Source organism: Burkholderia sp. Ax-1724 (assembly GCF_011752995.1).
GTDB lineage: Bacteria > Pseudomonadota > Gammaproteobacteria > Burkholderiales > Burkholderiaceae > Paraburkholderia.
Genome location: NZ_VWWL01000010.1, coordinates 284,745 through 305,611 on the forward strand (window position 1 = coordinate 284,745; position 20,867 = coordinate 305,611).

The 20,867-nt window shown below is 61.7% G+C and carries 18 protein-coding genes and 1 pseudogene; 16 read left to right on the forward strand and 3 right to left on the reverse strand.

All coding sequences use genetic code 11. The features are described 5' to 3' along the window. The first annotated feature begins 129 nt into the window (after positions 1–129). From F3J19_RS14580 to F3J19_RS14595, 4 genes are all read left to right on the forward strand, one after another. Complete coding sequence (locus tag F3J19_RS14580) at positions 130–450, forward strand: ferredoxin (RefSeq protein ID WP_167042453.1); 321 nt, start codon at positions 130–132, stop codon at positions 448–450. A 49-nt stretch (positions 451–499) separates the two neighbouring features. Next, positions 500–1,144 (forward strand): alpha/beta hydrolase, encoded by a 645-nt coding sequence (locus F3J19_RS14585; protein ID WP_167042455.1) that lies wholly within the window; start codon positions 500–502, stop codon positions 1,142–1,144. A gap of 332 nt (positions 1,145–1,476) precedes the next feature. After that, the gene (locus F3J19_RS14590; protein WP_167042457.1) at positions 1,477–2,706 is read left to right on the forward strand and encodes a D-alanyl-D-alanine carboxypeptidase family protein; all 1,230 of its coding nucleotides are present in this window, start codon (positions 1,477–1,479) and stop codon (positions 2,704–2,706) included. A gap of 100 nt (positions 2,707–2,806) precedes the next feature. Continuing rightward, positions 2,807–3,076, forward strand: coding sequence for a DUF493 family protein (locus F3J19_RS14595; RefSeq protein WP_167042459.1), 270 nt, complete (start codon positions 2,807–2,809; stop codon positions 3,074–3,076). Positions 3,077–3,118: 42 nt separating this feature from the next. On the opposite strand, the gene F3J19_RS14600 is transcribed toward F3J19_RS14595, so the two are convergent. Continuing rightward, positions 3,119–4,123, reverse strand: a complete 1,005-nt coding sequence (locus tag F3J19_RS14600) for a transcriptional regulator GcvA (protein WP_167042461.1) — start codon at positions 4,121–4,123, stop codon at positions 3,119–3,121. 98 nt (positions 4,124–4,221) lie between these two features. Between F3J19_RS14600 and F3J19_RS14605 the strand changes: the two genes are divergently transcribed. From F3J19_RS14605 to F3J19_RS14635, 7 genes are all read left to right on the forward strand, one after another. Further along, complete coding sequence (locus F3J19_RS14605) at positions 4,222–4,548, forward strand: DUF2917 domain-containing protein (protein WP_167042463.1); 327 nt, start codon at positions 4,222–4,224, stop codon at positions 4,546–4,548. Between the two features lie 77 nt (positions 4,549–4,625). After that, positions 4,626–5,360, forward strand: a complete 735-nt coding sequence (gene lipB / locus F3J19_RS14610; RefSeq protein ID WP_167042465.1) for a lipoyl(octanoyl) transferase LipB — start codon at positions 4,626–4,628, stop codon at positions 5,358–5,360. Positions 5,361–5,373: 13 nt separating this feature from the next. Then, complete coding sequence (lipA, locus tag F3J19_RS14615) at positions 5,374–6,384, forward strand: lipoyl synthase (protein ID WP_167042467.1); 1,011 nt, start codon at positions 5,374–5,376, stop codon at positions 6,382–6,384. Positions 6,385–6,636: 252 nt separating this feature from the next. Continuing rightward, positions 6,637–7,404, forward strand: a complete 768-nt coding sequence (gene ugpQ, locus F3J19_RS14620) for a glycerophosphodiester phosphodiesterase (RefSeq protein WP_167042470.1) — start codon at positions 6,637–6,639, stop codon at positions 7,402–7,404. Positions 7,405–7,757: 353 nt separating this feature from the next. Beyond that, the gene (locus F3J19_RS14625; RefSeq protein ID WP_167042472.1) at positions 7,758–9,038 is read left to right on the forward strand and encodes a dicarboxylate/amino acid:cation symporter; all 1,281 of its coding nucleotides are present in this window, start codon (positions 7,758–7,760) and stop codon (positions 9,036–9,038) included. A gap of 271 nt (positions 9,039–9,309) precedes the next feature. Then, positions 9,310–11,259, forward strand: coding sequence for an ATP-binding protein (locus tag F3J19_RS14630; RefSeq protein ID WP_205192858.1), 1,950 nt, complete (start codon positions 9,310–9,312; stop codon positions 11,257–11,259). Positions 11,260–11,289: 30 nt separating this feature from the next. Next, a complete protein-coding gene (locus F3J19_RS14635) occupies positions 11,290–12,639 on the forward strand; it encodes a sigma-54 dependent transcriptional regulator (protein WP_167042474.1) in 1,350 nt (449 codons plus the stop codon). Between the two features lie 141 nt (positions 12,640–12,780). Here the strand turns inward: F3J19_RS14635 and F3J19_RS14640 are convergent, their stop codons facing one another. Continuing rightward, entirely contained in the window at positions 12,781–13,308 is a 528-nt protein-coding gene (locus F3J19_RS14640) for a TlpA disulfide reductase family protein (protein WP_167042476.1), read from the reverse strand. 338 nt (positions 13,309–13,646) lie between these two features. Here F3J19_RS14640 and F3J19_RS14645 point away from each other — a divergent pair, with 338 nt between their 5' ends. Next, positions 13,647–14,234 (forward strand): hypothetical protein, encoded by a 588-nt coding sequence (locus F3J19_RS14645; protein ID WP_205192861.1) that lies wholly within the window; start codon positions 13,647–13,649, stop codon positions 14,232–14,234. Positions 14,235–14,566: 332 nt separating this feature from the next. Here F3J19_RS14645 and F3J19_RS14650 read toward each other — a convergent pair. Beyond that, positions 14,567–15,046, reverse strand: a pseudogene (locus tag F3J19_RS14650) (ATP-binding protein); the annotation flags it as partial. 641 nt (positions 15,047–15,687) lie between these two features. Here F3J19_RS14650 and F3J19_RS14655 point away from each other — a divergent pair. From F3J19_RS14655 to F3J19_RS14675, 4 genes are all read left to right on the forward strand, one after another. Beyond that, positions 15,688–18,360: a TrlF family AAA-like ATPase gene (locus tag F3J19_RS14655; RefSeq protein WP_167042480.1), complete on the forward strand. Its 2,673-nt coding sequence runs from the start codon at positions 15,688–15,690 to the stop codon at positions 18,358–18,360. Between the two features lie 13 nt (positions 18,361–18,373). After that, on the forward strand, positions 18,374–18,844 hold the full coding sequence (locus F3J19_RS14660; protein ID WP_167042481.1) for a hypothetical protein: 471 nt from the start codon (positions 18,374–18,376) through the stop codon (positions 18,842–18,844). A 465-nt stretch (positions 18,845–19,309) separates the two neighbouring features. Beyond that, positions 19,310–20,227, forward strand: a complete 918-nt coding sequence (locus F3J19_RS14670; protein WP_167042485.1) for a DUF1837 domain-containing protein — start codon at positions 19,310–19,312, stop codon at positions 20,225–20,227. Positions 20,228–20,234: 7 nt separating this feature from the next. After that, positions 20,235–20,780, forward strand: a complete 546-nt coding sequence (locus F3J19_RS14675; RefSeq protein ID WP_167042487.1) for a DEAD/DEAH box helicase — start codon at positions 20,235–20,237, stop codon at positions 20,778–20,780. Positions 20,781–20,867: the final 87 nt, after the last annotated feature.

A 20,867-nucleotide genomic window follows, 5' to 3' on the forward strand; every position in this document is an offset into this window, starting at 1 on the left:
CTTTCCGGCCAGCAGACCCCGGCGGCCGCCGGGCCTGCTCGTTATAATCGTCCGCACCACGGGCGCCGCGGCATACCGTGTGCTGACAGCGCCATTGCACTCCCTTTCAGTTTCGCTCTCCCGGACATCATGGATTCCTTCTACAAGCATCACGTCTTCTTCTGTCTCAATCAACGCGAGCCCGGCGCCGAGCGTCCGAGCTGCGCCAACTGCAATGCGCAGGCGATGCAGGAATACGCGAAAAAGCGCGTGAAGCAGCTCGGCCTCGCCGGTCCCGGCCAGGTGCGCATCAACAAGGCGGGCTGCCTCGACCGCTGCGAACTCGGCCCGACGCTCGTCGTGTATCCCGAGGGCGTCTGGTACACCTACGTCGACGAGAGCGACATCGACGAGATCGTCGAGTCGCATCTCGCGAACGGCAAGGTCGTCGAACGTCTGAAGATCGATTAATAACGCGCGCCGTCAGGCGCGAATCACAGAACGATCGACAGGCACCCTCATGAATGTCAACACGAAGAAATATCTGATCGACGGCCCGGTCGGCAAGATCGAGGTCGCGCTGGACCTGCCCGACGACGTGCGCGAAAAAGGCGCCGCGCCGCGCGGCATCGCGCTTGTCGCGCATCCGCATCCGCTCTTTGGCGGCACGATGGACAACAAGGTCGCGCAGACGCTCGCGCGCACGCTCGTGCAACTGAACTACGTCACGTATCGCTCGAATTTTCGCGGCGTCGGCCAGACCCAGGGCGAGCACGACGCGGGCGTCGGCGAGCGCGACGATCTGCGCGCGGTGCTCGAACACATGCGCGCCGATGCGCAGTACGGCGCTCTGCCGCTCGTGCTCGCGGGCTTTTCGTTCGGCACGGTCGTGCTCTCGCATGTGGCCGCGAAGCTGCGCGAAGAAGGCCGGGAGATCGAACGCATCGTGTTCGTCGGCACCGCGGCGAGCCGCTGGGACGTCGCGCCCGTGCCGGAGAGCACGCTCGTGATTCACGGCGAAGTCGACGAGACCGTGCCGATTCAATCCGTGTACGACTGGGCGCGGCCGCAGGAACTGCCGGTGGTCGTGATTCCGGGCGCCGAGCATTTCCTGCACCGCAAGCTGCACATCCTGAAGCGGATCATCGTCGACGCGTGGCGGTAAAAACGCGCGCCGCGCTTCGTCCCGCGGGCCGGCATGCGCAAACGTGTGCGAATCGCCATCCTGCGACCGCTCCATGCGCGAAGCCGGCCAGGTAGCGCGCGTATAATGGGCGCTCTTTTTTTGGGCGCAGCGCCGCCCATCCGGCAGTTCGCGCGCCGCGGAGTTCCGCTTCGCGCGCAGCGCGGCCGGGCGGGAAGCGCTGCGTTCGCGAACCGATTGCGCCGCCGGAAGTCCAATGGGCGCCGTGCCGTTTTACGGCCAGATGCCCGCCGACCGGCTCCCCCAACTACGCGTGCTCTCGCGCAACGTATTTTTCTGCCTCCATCGACCCTATGCGTTTCTCCTCTTCTGGCCGTACGTCATTCCCGTCCGTCGCCTCGTTCGTTCCCGTCTCGCTGAATCGCGCCCTCACCCTCGGTCTCGTGCTGCCGGCCGCGCTCGCCGCCTCGGGCGCGTTCGCGCAGGTGCCGCCGCCGGCCGTGAATGCGCGCTCGTGGGTGCTCGTCGACGCCACCAGCAACCAGGTGCTCGCGTCCGGCAATGCCGAGGAGCGCGTCGAGCCGGCCTCGCTCACCAAGCTGATGACCGCCTATCTCGTGTTCGAGGCGCTCGACACGAAGAAGATCACGATGGATCAGACCGTCATGCCGAGCGAGGCCGTGCGCCGCGTGAAGACGGACGAATCGCGCATGTTCATCGAGGCGAACAAGCCCGTCACCGTGCACGATCTCGTGTACGGCATGATCGTGCAGTCGGGCAACGACGCGGCGATCGCGCTGGCCGAACTGGTCGGCGGCAGCGAGGCGCAGTTCGTCAACATGATGAACGCCGAAGCGCAGAAGCTCGGCATGACGCACACGCATTTCGCCGACGTGAACGGCATGCCCGACCCGCAGCACTACACCACGGCGGGCGATCTCGCGGTGCTGTCGGCGCGGCTGATCCGCGATTATCCGGACTACTACAACATCTTCTCGGTCAAGGAATTCACGTACAACAAGATCAAGCAGCCGAACCGCAACCGTCTGCTGTGGATCGACCCGACCGTCGACGGCCTGAAGACCGGTCACACGCAGGCGGCGGGCTACTGCCTGATCGCGAGCGCGAAGCGTTCGCTGCCGGGCACGACCGACGCGTCGCGCCGTCTCGTCTCGGTGATGATGGGCGAGACCAAGGAGCACGACCGCGTGCAGGACAGCCTGAAGATGCTGAACTACGGCTACACCGCCTACGACACGACGCGTCTGTACAAGGCGAACCAGGTCGTGGCCACGCCGCGCGTCTACAAGGGGGCGCAGGACAGCGTGCAGGTCGGCGTGAAGAGCGACCAGTACGTCACGCTGCCGAAGGGCGCGGGCGACAAGGCGAAGCCGCAGATCGAGCTGAACGATCCGCTCGTCGCGCCGATCGCGAACGGCCAGCAGGTCGGTACTGCGAAGTTCGTTGCCGACGGCAAGGTGCTCGCGCAGTTCCCGGTGGTCGCGCTGCAGCCGGTGCCGCAGGCCGGTGTGGTCGGCCGCGTCTGGGATTCGCTGATGCTGATGTTCAACAAGAAAAAGTAAGGGCTACGCTGCAATCACCGTTGATGCCGCGGCGCGTTTCGCCGGCTGCGGCATCGGCAAGCCGAGGCCGCTGAGGCCGAGGTGCGGCAAGGAGTAAAGAATGAGTACCGAGAACGACTCGCTGTTCGAGTTTCCCTGCGATTTCCCGATCAAGATCATGGGCAAATCGCACCCCGAGTTTGCCGAGACGATCGTCGCGGTGGTGCGCCAGTTCGATAACGACGTCGACGCCTCGCGCGTCGAAACGCGGCCGTCGAGCAGCGGCACCTACACCGGGCTGACCGTCCACGTGCGCGCCACGAGCCGCGCGCATCTCGACGACATCTATCGCGCGCTGACCGGCCATCCGATGGTCAAGGTCGTGCTGTAAGCGGCGCGCGATTCCTCGCCTGCTTTCTTCACACGACCCGGCTCACGGCGTGGCGCGCAATGCGTGCGCCGCCGCTTCCGGCGTCGCTTCCGTCGTCACCTCCGCCGCGAGGCGCGCGCTGGCCGCGGGACCGGCCTCGCAGGCGAGGTCGAAGCGCTGCCTGAAGCGTCCCACCTCGTCGAACACCCAGTCGCGAAACGCCTTGACCCGCGCGGTTTCGAGCATTTGCGGCGGGCAGATGAAATAGTATTGCCACGGACTCGGCCCATCCACGTCGAAGAGCCGCACGAGCCGGCCCGCCGCGATTTCGTGCATCGCGAGCGAGCGGCGCGTGAGCGCGACCCCCTGGCCGTCGATGGCCGCCTGCAGCAGATTCGACGAATCCTGATACAGCACGCCGCGCTTCGGCTCCGGCCAGTCGGTCAGGCCGGCTGCGTCGAACCACGGACGCCATAGCTCGTCGTCGGAGCGCAGCAGCGGGACTTTGGCGAGATCGGCCGGGGTTTGCGGCAGCTTGCCGCCGTTGAAGTTCGGCGAGCAGGCCGGAAAGAAAATCTCGTCGAGCAGCAGTTCCGCGTGCAGCCCCGGATATTTGCCGAAGCCGAAACGGATCGCGAGGTCGACGTCGTCGCGCGCGAAATCGGTGAGCGCGTTGGTGGACAGCAGTTCGAGGTCCCACTGCGGATGCGCCTCGATAAAGCTGCCGATGCGCGGCGTCACCCAGCGCGCCGCGAACGACGACAGCATCGACACCACGAGGCGCCGCTCGCGGTCGCCGGCACGGATCGCGCGAGTGGCGTCGGCGAGTTCCATCAGTGCGGCGCGCACCTGCGCGGCATAGCGGCGGCCGGTTTCGGTCAGGCGCACGCGCTTGCCGTCGCGCGCGAACAGCGACACGCCGAGCTCGGCTTCGAGCGCGCGGATCTGATGGCTGACCGCGCCGTGGGTGACGAACAGCTCGTCGGCGGCGCGCGAGAAGCTCTCGTGGCGGGCGGCGGCTTCGAACGCCTTGACCGCGTTCAGGGCGGGGAGTTGCCTGAGGTCCATTGCAATATTTCTCACATAGCCGTGAAAATTGATCGTTTTGCGCAAGCCCTTGCTACGTCTACGATTTTAGCCATGAAACGATTTTTGGCGAGGGCATCATGCGAGAAATTTCCTCTAGCATTGCATACGAAGTCCGCACGGGCGAAACCTTGCCGTTGCGGGTGGCGCGCAGCACGAAGCTGACGGTGCGCGGCGGCGCGGTCTGGATCACGCGCAGCGACGACACGCTGGACTACTGGCTGCAGCCCGGCCAGACGCTGCATCTGCGGCGCGGCGAGCGGCTCTGGCTCGGCGCAGAAGGGGTCCAGCACGCGAAGGTCACGTTCTCGGTGCCGACGCGTTGCGACGAGCGCGCGCTGAACGGGCTCGCGCGCGTCGGCGAACGGCTGGTCATGCGGATGCGGGGCGGCTGGCGCACGGTTTGAGGACGGTGCGACGGGCAGGCCGCTCGGCCTTTCCCCGTCGGGCGCGGTTTCCGAGATTTCGGTAAACTGCCACGATCATGTGCGCCACCCCGGTTTCTCCGTCTCCCTTGCCCGCCGCTACGGCGCCTGCGTTGCCCACGCTGCGCTGGCTCGGCCGCGAATCCTACGAAGCCAGTTTCGACGCGATGCGCGCATTCACTGATGCTCGCACCGCCGACACCCCCGACGAAATCTGGCTCGTCGAACATCCGCCCGTCTTCACGCTCGGCCAGGCCGGCGATCCGGCCCACCTGCTCGCCGCCGACAGCGCCATCCCGCTCGTCAAGGTCGACCGGGGCGGGCAGATCACGTACCACGGGCCGGGGCAGGTGGTCGCCTATCTGCTGCTCGACCTGCGCCGGCGCAAGCTGATGGTGCGCGAGATGGTCACGCGGATCGAGCAGGCCGTGATCGACACCCTGGCGGCGTATAATCTCGCCGGAGAACGCAAGGCGGGCGCCCCCGGCATCTACGTGGCGCCCGGACCCGATGCCGGGTCGCATGCCGGTGCCAAGATCGCGGCGCTGGGCCTGAAAATCCGCAACGGCTGCAGCTATCACGGCGTGAGCCTGAACGTGAACATGGACCTGCGGCCGTTTCTCGCGATCAATCCATGCGGCTACGCGGGGCTCGAAACCGTCGACATGGCAACGCTCGGCGTTGCCGCCGGCTGGGACGACGTGGCCCGTACCCTTGCAGCACGCCTCACCGCAAACCTCGACGGCAATCCCGCGGCCGTCGCCCAACCGCAGGCCGGTGCGCTCACCGCCTGACTGGATCGAACGAATGACTGACGTAACCGCGAATCCCGCAGCAGCCACCCCCGTGCCCGAAGGCGCGCTGGCTTCCCCCGCCGCTTACGACGCTACTGCGAAGCAGAAAGCGCAAGCCAAAACCGCGCGCATTCCGATCAAGGTCGTCCCGATCGAAAAGCTCAAGAAGCCGGACTGGATTCGCGTCAAGGCGGCCACGGGCAATTCGCGCTTCTACGAAATCAAGCAGATCCTGCGCGAACACAACCTGCACACGGTGTGCGAAGAGGCGAGCTGCCCGAACATCGGCGAATGCTTCGGCAAGGGCACCGCGACCTTCATGATCATGGGCGACAAGTGCACGCGCCGCTGCCCGTTCTGCGACGTCGGCCACGGCCGTCCCGATCCGCTCGATGCCGACGAACCGGCCAACCTCGCGCGCACCATCGCCGCGCTGAAGCTGAAGTACGTCGTGATTACGAGCGTCGACCGTGACGATCTGCGCGACGGCGGCGCGGCGCACTTCGTCGAATGTATTCGTCAGACGCGCGAGCAGTCGCCGGACACGCGCATCGAAATCCTGACGCCGGACTTCCGCGGCCGGCTCGACCGCGCGCTCGGCATCCTGAACGCCGCGCCGCCCGACGTGATGAACCACAACCTCGAAACGGTGCCGCGTCTGTACAAGGAGGCGCGCCCCGGTTCGGACTACGCGCATTCGCTGAAGCTGCTGAAGGACTTCAAGGCGCTGCATCCGCACGTCGCGACCAAGTCCGGCCTGATGGTCGGCCTCGGCGAAACCGAAGAGGAAATCCTGCAGGTCATGCGCGATCTGCGCGAACACGACGTCGACATGCTGACGATCGGCCAGTATCTGCAGCCGTCGGAGCACCATCTGCCGGTGCGCGCGTACGTGCATCCGGACACCTTCAAAATGTACGAGGAAGAGGCGTACAAGATGGGCTTCACGCATGCGGCCGTGGGCGCGATGGTTCGTTCGAGCTATCACGCCGACGTGCAGGCGCATGGAGCCGGTGTGGTCTGAGATTCGCGGCAGCGGTCGCAATCGTGGAAAAGCCCGCCTTGAGCGGGCTTTTCTTTTTGTGCCGGTCCGCAGCGCTTGGGCCGCTCGTCGTGTGACCCGCGCGGCCTACCGCGGTGTTTCTTCATACGCGATACTACGCGTGGGACTTGCGCTTGCGGCCAGCGAAACCACGCGGTGGACACGCGGCAAACACACGCAGCAGGCAAGCGTCGGCCGCACACTGAACCGCTCTATCTGGAAGGGTAACGAGACGTGGCAAACGGGATCGATCGCGGGACATCCGCACAATGGCCTTATCCGCGGCTGGTTGCGCATCGCTGCGGCGGCACGCTGGCGCCCGAAAACACGCTGGCCGGCTTCGACGCATGCGTGCGCTACGGCTATCGCATGGTCGAATTCGACGCGAAGCTCTCCGCCGACAATCAGCTTTTCCTGCTGCACGACGACACGCTCGATCGCACGACCAGCGGTCACGGTCCGGCTGCCGCGCACGCGTGGCAACAACTCGCCGCGCTCGATGCCGGTGCGTGGCGCGGCGCGCAATTCGCCGGCACGCGTTTGCCGACGCTCGCCGAAGCGGCCGAACGCTGCGCGCGCGACGGCATCGCCGCCAACATCGAGATCAAGCCGTGTCCGGGCCGCGAGGCGATCACCGGCACGCTGGTCGCTCGCGGCGCGCTGAGCTTGTGGCACGGACCGACGCCGCCGCTGCTGTCGTCGTTTTCGTTCGACGCGCTCGCCGCCGCGCGCGATGCCGCTCCCTCGCTGCCGCGCGGCATGCTGTTCGAGGAACTGCCGGCGGACTGGCTGCGCATCGTGCGCGAACTCGACTGCGTGTCGCTGCACGCGAGCCACCGCTATCTGAGCGAGCCGCTCGTCGCCCAGGTCCGCGCGGCCGGACTGCGCGTACTCGCTTACACGGTGAACGACCCGGCGCGCGCGCAACGGCTCGCGCAATGGGGCGTCGACATGATCTGCACGGACCGCATCGATCTGCTCGCGCATGACATGCTGGCCTAGGCGGAAACCCCTGCGGGTTTCCCCGCAATCCCGCCCGCGCCCGATTCCGGATTCCCCGACGGCCTTCGTCCGGATTTCCGGAATCCCGGACGGCGCGCGGCCGGTATCGCCAGAAAACCCATAGAAATCAAGGCTTCCAGCCCTGCATCGATCTGGCATCGACCTTGCAATTCAGAACGCGCGGCCGCAACGGCCCGACAACTAAAGCAAGGAGACAACGATGTCCGATTTCCCTTCCCGGTATTTCTGTATTCGTCGTCTTATCGCGCCCTGATGCCGTACTCGCGCGACGACGATCCGTTCGCGCGCGGCGTGCCGCAGGTCATGAGCTCATCCCCCTCGCAGGAATCATCGTGAAGAAACCTATCCATAAAGTGCTGTACGTCCAGGTGATCGTGGCGATCATCATCGGCATCGTACTGGGGCATTTCTACCCGAACCTCGCCGTCGACATGAAGCCGCTCGGCGACGGCTTCATCAAGCTCATCAAGATGGTGATCGGGCCGATCATCTTCTGCACGGTGGTGACGGGCATCGCCGGCATGGAAGACATGAAGAAGGTCGGGCGCGTCGGCGGGAAGGCGCTGCTGTACTTCGAGATCGTCTCGACCTTCGCGCTCGTGCTCGGCCTCGCGGCCACGCACCTGCTGCGTCCGGGCGCCGGCTTCAACGTCGATCCGGCCTCGCTCGACAGCCGCGCGGTCGCGTCGTACGCGGCTAAGGCGCACGGCCAGTCGAGCGTCGACTTCCTGATGCACATCATTCCGGACACGATCTCGTCGGCGTTCGCGCAGGGTGAAATCCTGCAGATCCTGCTGGTCGCGCTGCTGTTCGGCGCGGTGCTCGCGACGGCCGGCGAGAAGGGCAAGGTCGTGACGAACTTCATCGACAGCCTCTCGCACATCCTGTTCGGCATCGTGCGCATCATCACGAAGCTCGCGCCGATCGGCGCGTTCGGCGCGATGGCCTTCACGATCGGCAAATACGGCATCGGCTCGCTGCTGCCGATGCTCAAGCTGATCGGCACCTTCTATCTGACCTCGATCGTGTTCGTGGTGGTCGTGCTCGGCATCATCGCGCGCCTCGTGGGCTTCAACATCCTGCGCTTCGTCGCGTACATCAAGGAAGAGATGCTGATCGTGCTCGGCACGAGCTCGTCCGAAGCCGCGCTGCCGCAACTGATGCAGAAGCTCGAAAATCTCGGCTGCTCGCGCTCGGTGGTGGGCCTCGTGGTGCCGACCGGCTACTCGTTCAACCTCGACGGCACCAATATCTACATGACGATGGCGGTGCTGTTCATCGCCCAGGCGACCAACACCGATCTCACGTGGACGCAGCAGCTCACGCTGCTCGCGGTGACGATGCTGACCTCGAAGGGCGCGAGCGGCGTGACCGGCGCGGGCTTCATCACGCTCGCGGCGACGCTCGCCGTCGTGCCGACGATCCCGCTCTCGGGCATGGTGCTGATTCTCGGCATCGACCGCTTCATGAGCGAATGCCGCGCGCTGACCAACATCGTCGGCAACGGTGTCGCGACGGTCGTCGTGTCGGCCTGGGAGAAGGAGCTCGACCGCAGCCGGCTCAGCGCGGTGCTGCGCGGCGACGTGGCGGTCAAAGAGCCGGCCGGCGTCTGAGCGGCGCTTAGGGCTTCGCTGTTTCTGTCGTCATGAGCGCGGACGCCTGCGTATGAAACCGGCGTCCGCGCATTCTTCCGAAGAGCCTGCTCGCGCGTCTTCTTCGGCACATCCGGAGCATGCGGGGCATCCGGCGGGCGAAACCCGCAGCCCGGTGTGCGGCGAAATTCGCGGCGCAACTTGCAGCGCAACTCACAGCAAAGCGCGCGGCAAAGCGCCAGGCGAAACCCGCGGCCAGTCCGGCCGCGAGCCCGTGCCGCCTTATGCCACAATGTCCGATCCCTATCGATCGGACCTTGCCAACGTGACGCGCCGCCTGCTGATCTTCTTCGCGCTGCTGGCCGGGCTCGTGGCGGCATGCGGGCTCACCTACGGTATCGCGTGGCGCAGCGGCGTCGACACGCTGCGGAGCAACGCAGCGGTGCGCGCCGAGCGCACCGCGAGCGCGCTCAAAAGCACGCTCGAACGCTACGAATCGCTGCCTTATCTGCTCGCCGAGCATCCGATCGTGCAGGATGTGCTTGTCGATCCGAGCCCGGCCAACGTCAAGCGCGCCAATCTCTATCTCGAAGACCTGAACCGCCACGCGCGCGCGACGGTCACCTACATCATCTCGCTCGACGGCTATTGCGTCGCCGCCAGCAACTGGCGCGGGCCAGGCAGCTTCGTCGGCGCGGGCTACCAGTTCCGGCCGTATTTCGTCGATGCGGTCAACGGCGGCGTGGGCCGCTTCTTCGGCATCGGCACGATTTCGCAGGCGCCGGGCTATTACATTTCGCAGCCGGTGCGGCGCGACGGCAAGATCGTCGGTGTGGCGGTCGTCAAGCTCGATCTCGAATGGTTCCAGGGCGTCGATGCATCCGAGCCGCTGCTCGTGACCGACGATCATGGCGTGATCTTTCTCTCCTCGGTGCCGGCCTGGAAATACCACACGATCCGTCCGCTGCCTGGACAGGTCGCTGATTCGATCTACCAGGCGCGGCAATACGCACAGCAGCCGATCGCGCCGCTGCCGGTCACGATCGAGCGCACGCTCGAAGGCAATGCGCAGATCGTGCGCATCGGCGGCGGGCGTCTCGCGCCGCGCTATCTCGCGTCGCGGCGCGGCATGGGCGAACCCGACTGGCATCTGATTACGTTGTCGCCCGTCGATCCGGTCGACGCCGACGCGCGCAAGGCAACCATCGTCACGGGCTTCGGCTATATCTCGCTCGTGCTGCTCGCGTTCTACTGGCGCATGCGTCGCGCGCGCGTGCGCGAAGTGATGCGCAGCCGCGCGCTGCTGCAGAAGGCGTATGCGGAGCTGAACCAGCGCGTTGCCGAGCGCACCGCCGATCTGTCCGAGGCGAACGAGCAGTTGCAGAAGGAAGTGGCCGAGCGCACGCGCGCCGAACAGGAATTGCGCGCCGCCCACGACGAGCTGATCCAGGCGAGCAAGCTCGCGGCGCTCGGCCAGATGGCGGCCGGCATCACGCATGAACTGAATCAGCCGCTTGCCGCGCTGCGCAGTTTCTCGGACAACACGCGCGTGCTGCTCGAACGCGGCGATCAGGCGTCGGCGCGCGAGAATCTCGAAGCGATCGCGGCGCTGACCGAGCGAATGGGCAAGATCACGAACCAGTTGAAGCTGTTCGTGGGCCGCGCGCGGCCGCGCAGCGCACGCGCGCCGGTCGTGCGGGCCTTGCGCAACGTCGTCGCACTGCTGCAAAAGCGCTTGCAGGGCGTCGAACTCGGGTTCGTGCTGATCGATGCGGATGCAAGTGCCGATGCCGGCGCCGATGCGCTTGCCGGTTGGCGCGCACCGCTGAGTCTTACGGACGATCATCCCGAACTGGTCGCGCATTGCGATGATCTGCGGCTCGAACAGGTGCTCATCAACCTGCTCGGCAACGCGCTCGACGCGACCGCCGGCATGAGCGCGCCGCGCATCGCGGTCGAGGTCGAAGCGAGCGACGCGAATCTGTCGATCGTGGTTGTCGACAACGGCCCCGGCATTGCCGACGACGTGCTGCCGCGCCTCTTCGAGCCGTTCTTCACGACCAAGGAAATGGGCCAGGGGCTCGGCCTCGGCCTCGCGATTTCATCGTCGATCGCGCGCGACTGCGGCGGTTCGCTCGTCGCGCGCAACGCGCCGCACGGCGGTGCATCATTCGTGCTGACGCTGCGCCGCGCACGCGTGCCGACGAACGCCGGGCACGACTCGCCGGGCGCGGGCTCCTGACATCACACGAAGCCTCACACGGAACACGCCATGAACGACGGCCTGCAGGTGCTATATATCGAAGACGATGAACTGGTGCGCCGCGCGAGCGTGCAGAGCCTGCAACTGGCGGGCTTCGACGTGATCGGCCACGCGTCGGTCGAGGCGGCGGCGAAGCTGATCAGCGCGGACTTTTCCGGCGTGATCGTCAGCGATATCCGGCTGCCCGGCGCGAGCGGACTCGATCTGCTCGCGCAGTGCCACGAGCGCGCCCCTGACGTGCCGGTGATTCTCGTCACCGGTCACGGCGATATCTCGATGGCCGTGCAGGCGATGCGCGACGGCGCCTACGACTTCATCGAAAAACCGTTCGCGTCCGAGCGGCTGATCGAGACCGTGCGGCGTGCGCTGGAGCGCCGCAAGCTCGTGCTCGAAAACCTCGCGCTGCGCCGTGAGCTGGCGGAGCAGAACACGGTGGCGCCGCGCATCATCGGCCGCAGTCCCGCGATCGAGCAGGTGCGGCGGCTGATCGCCAACGTTGCGCCGACCGATGCGTCGGTGCTCATCAACGGCGATACCGGCGCGGGCAAGGAACTGATTGCGCGTAGCCTGCACGAGCTGTCGCCGCGGCGTGACAAGCCGTTTATCGCGGTGAATTGCGGCGCGCTGCCCGAGCCGATGTTCGAATCGGAGATGTTCGGCTACGAGCCGGGCGCGTTCACGGGCGCGGCGAAACGGCGGATCGGCAAGCTCGAACATGCGTCGGGCGGCACGCTGTTTCTCGACGAAATCGAGAGCATGCCGCTCGCGTTGCAGGTCAAGCTGCTGCGCGTGCTGCAGGACGGCGTGCTGGAGCGGCTCGGCTCGAATCAGCCGATTCGCGTCAATTGCCGCGTGGTGGCGGCCGCGAAGGGCGACATGGCCGAGCATGTCGCGGACGGTTCGTTCCGGCGCGATCTGCTCTACCGGCTCAACGTGGTGACGATCGCGCTGCCGCCGCTTGGCGAGCGCCGCGAGGACATCGTGCCGCTGTTCGAACACTTCGTGCTCGATGCGGCCGTGCGCTATCAACGGCCGGCGCCGATTCTCACCGATCGCCAGCGCGCGAGCCTGATGCAGCGCGACTGGCCCGGCAACGTGCGCGAGTTGCGCAATGCCGCCGACCGCTTCGTGCTCGGCATCGCCGACGAACCCGCGCTGTCCTTCGCCGACGAGGACGCGGCCGCGCAACCGCTCAAGGAGCGGGTCGAGCAGTTCGAGCGGGCGATGATCGCCGAGGCGCTGGAGCAGGCGGGCGGCGTGGTCGCCGTGGCGGCCGACCGGCTGCAACTCGGCAAGGCGACGCTCTACGAGAAGATCAAGCGGTATGGCCTCGCGGCCAAAGGGGAAGGGGAGCGCTGAGAGGGCTAAAAGCAAAACGCCGGCCGCGTCAGGCGGCCGGCGTTTCGTTCGAGGCGGGGTTGATGCGGTTCCTTGATGCGGCTCTTTTTAACCCGGGCCGGGCCTGGCTTGGTGGCCTGCCCGGCGCCGCTGCGGCAGGCGTCAGGTCTTGAGCGCCTTTTCGAGCAACTGGTCGAGTTCCGCGAACTGCGGTTCGCCGACATAGCGCTTCAGAATCTTGCCGTCCTTGTCGATGACGAACGTGGTCGGCGTGAGCTGGACGTTGCCGAACTGCTTGGCGGCCGAGCCGTCGTCCATCGCGACCTTGAACGGCAGCTGACGCGTTGCCGTGTAGTTGGTCACGTACATCGGTGCGTCGTAGTTCATGGCCACCGCGACGAATTCGAGCCCCTGGCCCTTGAAGCGGTTATAGGTCTGGACCATCTGCGGCATTTCCTTCATGCAGGTGTCGCAGTTCGTCGCCCAGAAATTGACCAGATAGACCTTGCCTTTGAGATCGGCGGTCGTGAGCTTCTTGCCCGACAGCAGCGTGAAGGTCGCGTCGGGCACGCGTTGCTGGCCCGCAAACGCGAAGTAACCGGCGACGGCGAGCGCGACGACCACGATTGCCGCAATGATGTAGCGAAGCGGGTTCGTGCGCCGGGCGGCGGTTGATGAATTGGAGCTCATGAACGGAACCTCGTGAGTCGCGCGGGGCGCGCGGAACAATGGGGCAGGGTGGCACGTCGGGCCGGTGCTGAATAGCCCGGCTATTGTAGCTCCATTGGTGCCGTTGCGTCCGCGCGGCACGCCAGCGGGAGCGAAACCCGCCGTGGATCAGCGGATAATAGGGCTTTACGTTCCTGTCAGCTCGATCTTCCGTTTCCATGTCCAGAACTGCCTTTTGTTGCCGCTGGTTGCTTGTGCGTGTGTTGTGTCGTCTTGCCCCGTTGGGCCGCTTTCCGGCTCGCTTTCCAGTCTGGTTGCCGCTTTGTCTGCCTCTGCCGCAGCGCTTGAGGGAGCACAGTATGCTGCTCGGCTCCGACCGAATTCTCCCGCGCCTGCCGTACCCCCGAACCCGAACCGTGCTCGGCACGGCGGCGGCCGCGCTTGCACTCGGCGTCGCGTTGAGCGCCTGCTCGCCGACATTCGACTGGCGCACTGTCATGAACAACGACGACGGCTACACCGTCGACTTTCCGGCCAAACCGGGCAAGGACCAGCGCGCGGTACAGATCCACGGCGCGCCGGTGCAGATGGCGATGCAGACGGCCGAAGCCGGCAACGCGGTTTTCGCGGTCGGCACGGTGATGCTGCCCGACGATAGCGACGCCACCCAGCGCGCCGCGCTCGATTTCCTGCGCGCGGGTTTGGCCCGCAACGTCGGCGCGGCACCCGATGCGCACGCGGTGCAAATTCCGCTCGCCGCGGGCGGCCATACCCTTGGCCTCGAGATGAAGGTGAGCGGCGAGGCCGGCGCACAGCACGAGACCCGCATTGTCTACGCGCGGCTCGTCGCACACGGCCGGCACGTCTATCAGGCGGCGATCATCGCCGACCAACCGCTGCCGCAGGACCAGGTCGACCAGTTTTTTTCGTCGTTCCAGCTTTATTGAGCACGGGGCGTTCAGGCCGATGCGGCGCAAGCAGAGCGCCGCGCACAGTGAAAGTTCCTTCGCAGCTTTGTGCGCTAATTCCCGGTTTACGTTGAAGTTTTGGCGATAAGCCCCGTTCCTGTGGATAACTCTGTTGAGAAGTCGGCCTGATTTGCCGCAAAAGCCCGTCCGGCGGGGATTTCGTCAGAATTCACTGATGTGGTGGGTTTTATAAAAATCAATTAAATCAAAGGTTTATTGGTTTATGCTTGGGCGGGCTTCGGAATTGTTTCAAAATTTGTCAAAAGCGCGAAGATGTGCATAAGTCAAGTCTTGACAGTAGATTTTTCTCCTCATAGTGAGCCCAAAGCCCTGCGATACTGGATCGCTTCGGCGATTTGCGCGGCGCTCGGCATCGCCGCGCCGGCGAGGTCGGCGATGGTCCGCGCGACCTTCAGCACGCGGTAGTAAGCACGCGCCGACCAGCCGAATCGCTCGCCCGCTTCGCGCAGGAGCGCTTCGCCGGCCGGGTCCGGGCGGCAGACCTCATCCACTTCCCGGCCATCCAGTTCACGGTTGGTTTTGCTCTGGCGGATCAATTGCCGCTCGCGCGCGGCGCTGACCCGTTGCGCGATAACTGCGCTCGCTTCACCCGTGGTGGCCGCGCGGGCTCCGAGTTCGGCGGGTGTGAGCGCCGGCACTTCGAGCTGGATGTCGATCCGGTCGAGCAGCGGCCCCGAGAGCTTGCGCAGATAACGCGTCGCGATTTCCGGCGTGCAACGGCAGCGCCCGCCGGGATCGCCGCGCCAGCCGCACGGGCACGGGTTCATCGCTTAGGTTTGCAAGGAAAAAATAGACCAAGTTGTACCTGGTAGGTCGATGGGCCCGCTTCAAGTTCTTGTTATCTCCTTACCAAGGCAAGCCGGCTGGGCCGGCGCGTCAGTCCGCCAGTGTGCGCAACTTGGGTACCGCCCGCAGGGCGGCTGTCCACGCCCTTGTGGTGTGGGCAGCCAAGTTGTGCACACGGGGAATGACAGAAGCGTCGGTTATGCGGGCGGCAGCGATGTCCGTTGTGGCACTCAATGTTGAATTTCGTTATGTGAAGGGCAAGGACCACCAACGGACGCAGCTTCGAAACATTCGTGGCGGCGTGCACCGGAACGGTTGGAAAGCCATAACGTAAACTGAAAATCGAAGAGCCGATGACTGGACCGGGAGGCCGGTGCTTCGGTAGCGCCGTCGGTCGGGTGCTAGCCACGGAGCATCGACGGATGGGTACGCGCATAGAAAGCCTTGGCCGAAATCGCCGGGTTTCGCGGATCCGCGAGGGGAAAAAGGGCCCGGGCGTCCTTGAGCGGTGTCCTCGTATAGACCGGCACCTGAAGTACGCTTGGTCCGACAAAGCCATTGCAATGTAGGTCAATTCTGCCGATCATTTGTGCATCGGAAAAAAATCACAAGATGAGAGGGCGAAGTGGCGTTAAGCGATCGTGGCTCGAATTGGGGAAAGTGGGACCTGCACATCCATTCACCGGACACGCATCTCGCGAATGGATACAACGGCGACTGGCCGGGTTTCGTGAACGCATTAGCAGATGTGCGGTTCAATCTCATTGGTGTTACAAATTACTTTCTGTTTGCCGACGATGAGGTCGAGCGGACGCAATCCGCACTCAGGGAATCAGGGCTCACTACAGTTGTCGTCGGAAACCTCGAGTTTCGTCTGACGCAGCCCAATAAGGACGGAGAGGCTATCAATGCACACGTACTTTTCGATCCACGTATCTCCAGTAAGGAGATAAACCACCGCCTGTCGCGGCTAAAGCTCATCAACACGTCCGACCCTGGTGGAGTCCGTCAAATCTATTGCAATCGTGCCGAGATTGATGTGGCAAAGCAGGAACTCAAAAACATAACCGTCGAATTTCGAGCGCTTCGCGATTGGATTCACGAGAATTTTGATCCTGATGACTGCCTGCTCATTGGATGTCCGACAGGTTACGGATCGTTTCGTCCTCAAAGGAATGAAGGTCGCGGCGCGAGTTTGGCGGTGGAATTCGACAAGGCATGCTCGCTCATGTTCGGCGGACAAGGTGACCGCGAATTTTTCGCTAATCCTTCAAGATATGTCGGCGCAGTGGCGAAACCTGTCCTACTCGGTAGCGATGCGCATAGCGTCAACGAAATAGGTCGTGCGTACAGTTGGGTCAAGGCAAAGCCCACGTTCGATGGTCTACGACAACTCGTGTACGAGCCGCTCGAACGTATCTCACTGGCTAGAAATAATCCGGAACTTGAATATCCTAAGCCTTATTTCAGTGCTTTGCACATCGGAGGGCCCCTTTCGGACGATCAGCCGCTCAATTTTCATCATGCGTCTATCGCGCTGAATCGTGACTTCGTCGCGGTCATTGGTGGTCGAGGTTCTGGGAAGAGCATTCTGCTCGACTCAATCCTTGCGCTGACGCAGCCTTCACGTGTAACCACCACCGTATCGATGTGCTATCGACCGCCGGTCTTTACGATCGAATTCACCAAGCAACATGGTGCCGAGTCTATCGCCCTGACACATGATGAGCCGATTGGGCCGGACTACCTCCACGTTCGACAGACCGAGCTTCAGGCTATCTCACTGAACCCAACGCGATTAAGTCAAGAGATAAAGGCGCTCTTGCCGATAAAAGCCGTAGACCCATTGATCGATGTCGAAGAAGAGATGTCCAGCTTGCTTCGCGAGAAAGAAGAGATATTTGAATGGCTCCTCGAGCAGGACGAGCAAGGCAACCAAATCAATAATCCACAGTACAATGAGGAAGTCAAGCGCGTCAATGCGGCTCGTGTTGCGACACTGACCAACGAAAAAAACAAGCTTCTGGTCAGCGAATACAACGGGAATCGGAAGACGGCAAGCGAAGCTGTAATTCTAAAAAACAAGCTGACGGCTTTCGCCACCAGAGTTAATACCGTTGCAAAGGAGCTGGCCGACGAGATCAAAGGATTCAATGTGCTTTTGCTGCCTCGCGGACAGCAAATACCTGCGGTTGACCTGCAACCTCAGATCGCCGCCATAAATCATTCAACGGACGAGCTGAACTCATATTCGAAACAGCTCGACGAAAGATCAGCCGAGGTGTTGCAAACATTGCGAGAGCAAGGCGTCGAGCAAGATCCCAAGGGCCTTCTTGACAAGGTAGAGGGTTACCAGCGCGAAGTGGCTCATGCCAATGATCGAATTGAGCGATATAAGGAAAAAAAAGCGCGTGCTCACACTCTCAACGAGCTTCGGACAGCGCTCGTAGACACACATCTCCAAGATATTCGAGCGGAGGCCATAGCGATAGGAGTGGCGTTCGAGAGTCTCAAGCAAGGCCAGGAAGGATGGAAATCAGACCAGGTCGCCTTGGTTAATGAGCTGCTGGAAGGTGTCGAAATCAGCGGCTGCGTTCATTTTGATAAGGATGCGTTTTACGACGGAATGGAGCCCTATCTGAACATGCGCAAGTTCAGAGCCGCTGCTGGATTTACTCGCCGTGAAAAGCTGGCTGCTAGGTTCGGGGTGGATTCGGTCGAAACGTTTAGGTCTTTACTATCCGGCGAGGCAATGATTATGTCCGATGACGACGGAAAGTGTGCCATTGATAGATTTGTACGCGAATCCGAGTTCGTCGGACCGGGTGATGCACTCAATTTCCTAGAGTATCTATTCAAGCCATCGCAACAAAGGAAATATTTGACCGTACGGGCGGGGCTGACTTATCGGGGCAAGCCGCCTGAGAGGCTCTCAGTAGGGCAGCGCGGAACGTTTTTTCTTTGCATGAAGCTCGCGACCGACCCATTCGGCAGCCCGTTCGTGTTCGACCAGCCAGAGGATGATCTGGATAACGAATTCGTCGTTCAGAAACTCGTTCCAATTTTCAGAAAAATCAAGAAGTATCGACAGGTCATCATCGCTACACATAACGCGAACCTAGTCGTTAATGCCGATGCCGACCAGGTTGTCATTGCTGATAACGAGGCAGAAACCCTTCGGTACGAAACCGGTGCGATTGAGGAGGCACATATTCGCAACAAGATTTGCGCAATTCTCGAAGGAGGAGAGGCTGCATTTAAGCAGCGAGAATGGAAGTATGGCCTCGGTGCACCTTGACAAGGAATTGAACATGCGTCGAGATAGCATTCCATCCCATCTATCTAGCATCGCCTTCGAATTCTTCTACTGGTTCTCCCGGTTCGAGTTTGCGCTCAAGGAAAACGGTTATCTTAAGTCGCATCAGGCTGGAGCGAACGCAGAACCCGGATGGGATGCATTTGAGCGAAGATGGCGCGCTGAGTACACACTGTCCAATGCGGCGGAGTCACTGCTGCAGTTGGCGCCGAGCCGTCAAGTAGTTAGCGAACACGGCGAACTGCGATGGGCGGTTGTCGAGACTTCGCGGAGCCCGTCTGATCTCGCCAAGATCATTCGTCTCTTAAAGGTGGTGCGAAACAACTTGTTTCACGGCGGAAAGCATGGCAGCGAAGACTGGGATAATCAAGAGCGCACCGAGTTGCTGCTTGAGTCAGGGCTATCAATCCTAATGGAACTTGCGAAGCTATCGGGGATAGAGGCGGACTACGAGCGCTATTACTGAAGACGACTGTCACCGCTGCTACTTCACGCGAGACAGACTGACATCGCTCGGAACCGCGGGCGTTTGATGTTCGGAAATTGGTTTGTAGACAGTCGGTATCGCTAAATACATAAGCGTATGAACTGAGAGAGGTATGGAATGGGACGAGGGAAGAGGGTCGTTCTCGATTCGATAAGTTTCGACAATCAAAGTCAAGCAAAGGGTTTCTTCAAGGAAATGCTAAACCGGTATATTCCGGGAGAGCGGGTCTCGCCCGAGGACTCGGCACACCTTGAAGGTCTGTTTCGACGCCACCCCGCGTACGCGACGAAGGTTGGCTCTGGTATCTCCTACTTCGAAGTGATGCCAGGAGATTATGGAACTCAGTGTTTTTGCGCTGTCCGGACTGACGGAAGCAAGGAAGATTTTTCCTATATCAGGTGTGTGACTCAAAGACTCGATTGAACCTACGACGGGGCCGTCTCGATGGATTTCGAAATACTCGTAGATGATTTTTACCTGAAGATTTTGTCGGATACAGCGCTTGCTCCAGTCGAGAAAAAGCGCGTTCTAAGTATGGTAAACGACTTTGAAGATGAGATTTGGCGATATGAGAAATTCGAAAATTTCATCTGGGACAATATTGCTCTTACCGCACTGTCAGCTCATGAGCGTGAAAAGCTAATTGGACAGAGCAGGTCCACGTTGAGAGAGTCGGCCAAGAATCTTCGTCTCACCGACAAGGTTGGAGACATAGGACAGGGCAGCGAACTCGCTGAAATCGTTCTCTACGGAATCATGCACCACCACTACGGAGCGTTGCCCGTTGTTCCAAAGATTTTCTACAAGCAGAATGTACAGGATAACGCGAAAGGGGCTGATAGTGTCCACATCGTTTTGGAAGGAGATGACGATTTTTCGCTTTGGTTCGGGGAAGCAAAGTTTTACAACAGCATCGAGGACGCCAGACTTCCCGCAGTCATCGAATCAGTCGGTAATTCGCTGAAAACCGACAAGTTGAAAAAAGAAAACAGCATCATTACGAATACGTCGGACATTGATAAGTTGGTTGAAAACCGGGAGTTGGCAGCGAAGATTAAAAACGCGCTATCTACAAAGAACTCGATCGATCATATCAAGGCAAAGATTCACGTCCCCATCCTTCTTTTGCACGAGTGCACGATAACTGCTTCCACCAAGGAAATGGACGAGACCTACCGGAACGCGATTCGGCAGTATCACGTCGATCGCGCGACCGCTTATTTTAAAAAACAAATTGATGCGCTATGCGGGAAGGTCACAAAATATTCAGAAGTCAGCTTTCACATCATCCTTTTCCCGGTGCCAGATAGAGCAAAACTAATCGAGCAGTTCTCGAAGGAAGTGGCATTCTATAAAGGTTAAATGATATATGGAAATCTTCGAGGAATGTGCAGTCGTAAATGATTTACTGCAGGCCGGAAACGAAGCCGAGGCGAGGAATCGACTTATTTGCTTGCTCGATCAACACGACCGGGAAAACGTCCCGTATTCTCCACTAGTTAATCATTTGATTAGGGAATCGGGGCTTTTCCCATATCTAGATCCGAATACGTCGAGTTGGCAGGATCGCTTTGTTTATCAATCTTTCAGGGTTGACATCGGTCAGGAAGCGTCGGTCACGCTCCATAGCGAACAGTCTTTAGTGCTTAAACACCTTCTTGACGGGACGAATCTTGCGGTCAGCGCGCCGACGAGCTTTGGCAAGAGCTTGATCATCGACGCCTACATTGCCATCCGCAAGCCGAGAAACGTGCTAATTCTCGTGCCAACGATCGCACTGACGGATGAAACTAGGCGTCGTTTGAGCAAAAAGTTTTCTGCACAATACCGGATTGTGACGACGGTGGACGTCGAGCTAGGGGATAGAAATATACTTGTTGATTTGCACGGAATCCTGACCCACGATTTGCATTGAATTCTGACCCACCCGTTGGACCAGCTTTTCGTGTTATTCAGTGGGTATTTGGGTCTTCTTTCTCTCCTTCTTTGGCTGTGTCGTGCT

Excerpts from the sequence above, each read along its gene's own strand:
- F3J19_RS14640 (WP_167042476.1), bottom strand. The coding sequence starts at position 13,308 with ATGAGCTCCAATTCATCAACCGCCGCCCGGCGCACGAACCCGCTTCGC.
- F3J19_RS14670 (WP_167042485.1), top strand. The coding sequence starts at position 19,310 with ATGGATTTCGAAATACTCGTAGATGATTTTTACCTGAAGATTTTGTCG.
- lipA (WP_167042467.1), top strand. The coding sequence starts at position 5,374 with ATGACTGACGTAACCGCGAATCCCGCAGCAGCCACCCCCGTGCCCGAA.
- F3J19_RS14595 (WP_167042459.1), top strand. The coding sequence starts at position 2,807 with ATGAGTACCGAGAACGACTCGCTGTTCGAGTTTCCCTGCGATTTCCCG.
- F3J19_RS14590 (WP_167042457.1), top strand. The coding sequence starts at position 1,477 with ATGCGTTTCTCCTCTTCTGGCCGTACGTCATTCCCGTCCGTCGCCTCG.
- F3J19_RS14635 (WP_167042474.1), top strand. The coding sequence starts at position 11,290 with ATGAACGACGGCCTGCAGGTGCTATATATCGAAGACGATGAACTGGTG.
- F3J19_RS14660 (WP_167042481.1), top strand. The coding sequence starts at position 18,374 with ATGCGTCGAGATAGCATTCCATCCCATCTATCTAGCATCGCCTTCGAA.
- F3J19_RS14630 (WP_205192858.1), top strand. The coding sequence starts at position 9,310 with ATGTCCGATCCCTATCGATCGGACCTTGCCAACGTGACGCGCCGCCTG.
- F3J19_RS14580 (WP_167042453.1), top strand. The coding sequence starts at position 130 with ATGGATTCCTTCTACAAGCATCACGTCTTCTTCTGTCTCAATCAACGC.
- F3J19_RS14605 (WP_167042463.1), top strand. The coding sequence starts at position 4,222 with ATGCGAGAAATTTCCTCTAGCATTGCATACGAAGTCCGCACGGGCGAA.
- F3J19_RS14600 (WP_167042461.1), bottom strand. The coding sequence starts at position 4,123 with ATGGACCTCAGGCAACTCCCCGCCCTGAACGCGGTCAAGGCGTTCGAA.
- lipB (WP_167042465.1), top strand. The coding sequence starts at position 4,626 with ATGTGCGCCACCCCGGTTTCTCCGTCTCCCTTGCCCGCCGCTACGGCG.
- F3J19_RS14585 (WP_167042455.1), top strand. The coding sequence starts at position 500 with ATGAATGTCAACACGAAGAAATATCTGATCGACGGCCCGGTCGGCAAG.
- F3J19_RS14675 (WP_167042487.1), top strand. The coding sequence starts at position 20,235 with ATGGAAATCTTCGAGGAATGTGCAGTCGTAAATGATTTACTGCAGGCC.
- F3J19_RS14645 (WP_205192861.1), top strand. The coding sequence starts at position 13,647 with ATGCTGCTCGGCTCCGACCGAATTCTCCCGCGCCTGCCGTACCCCCGA.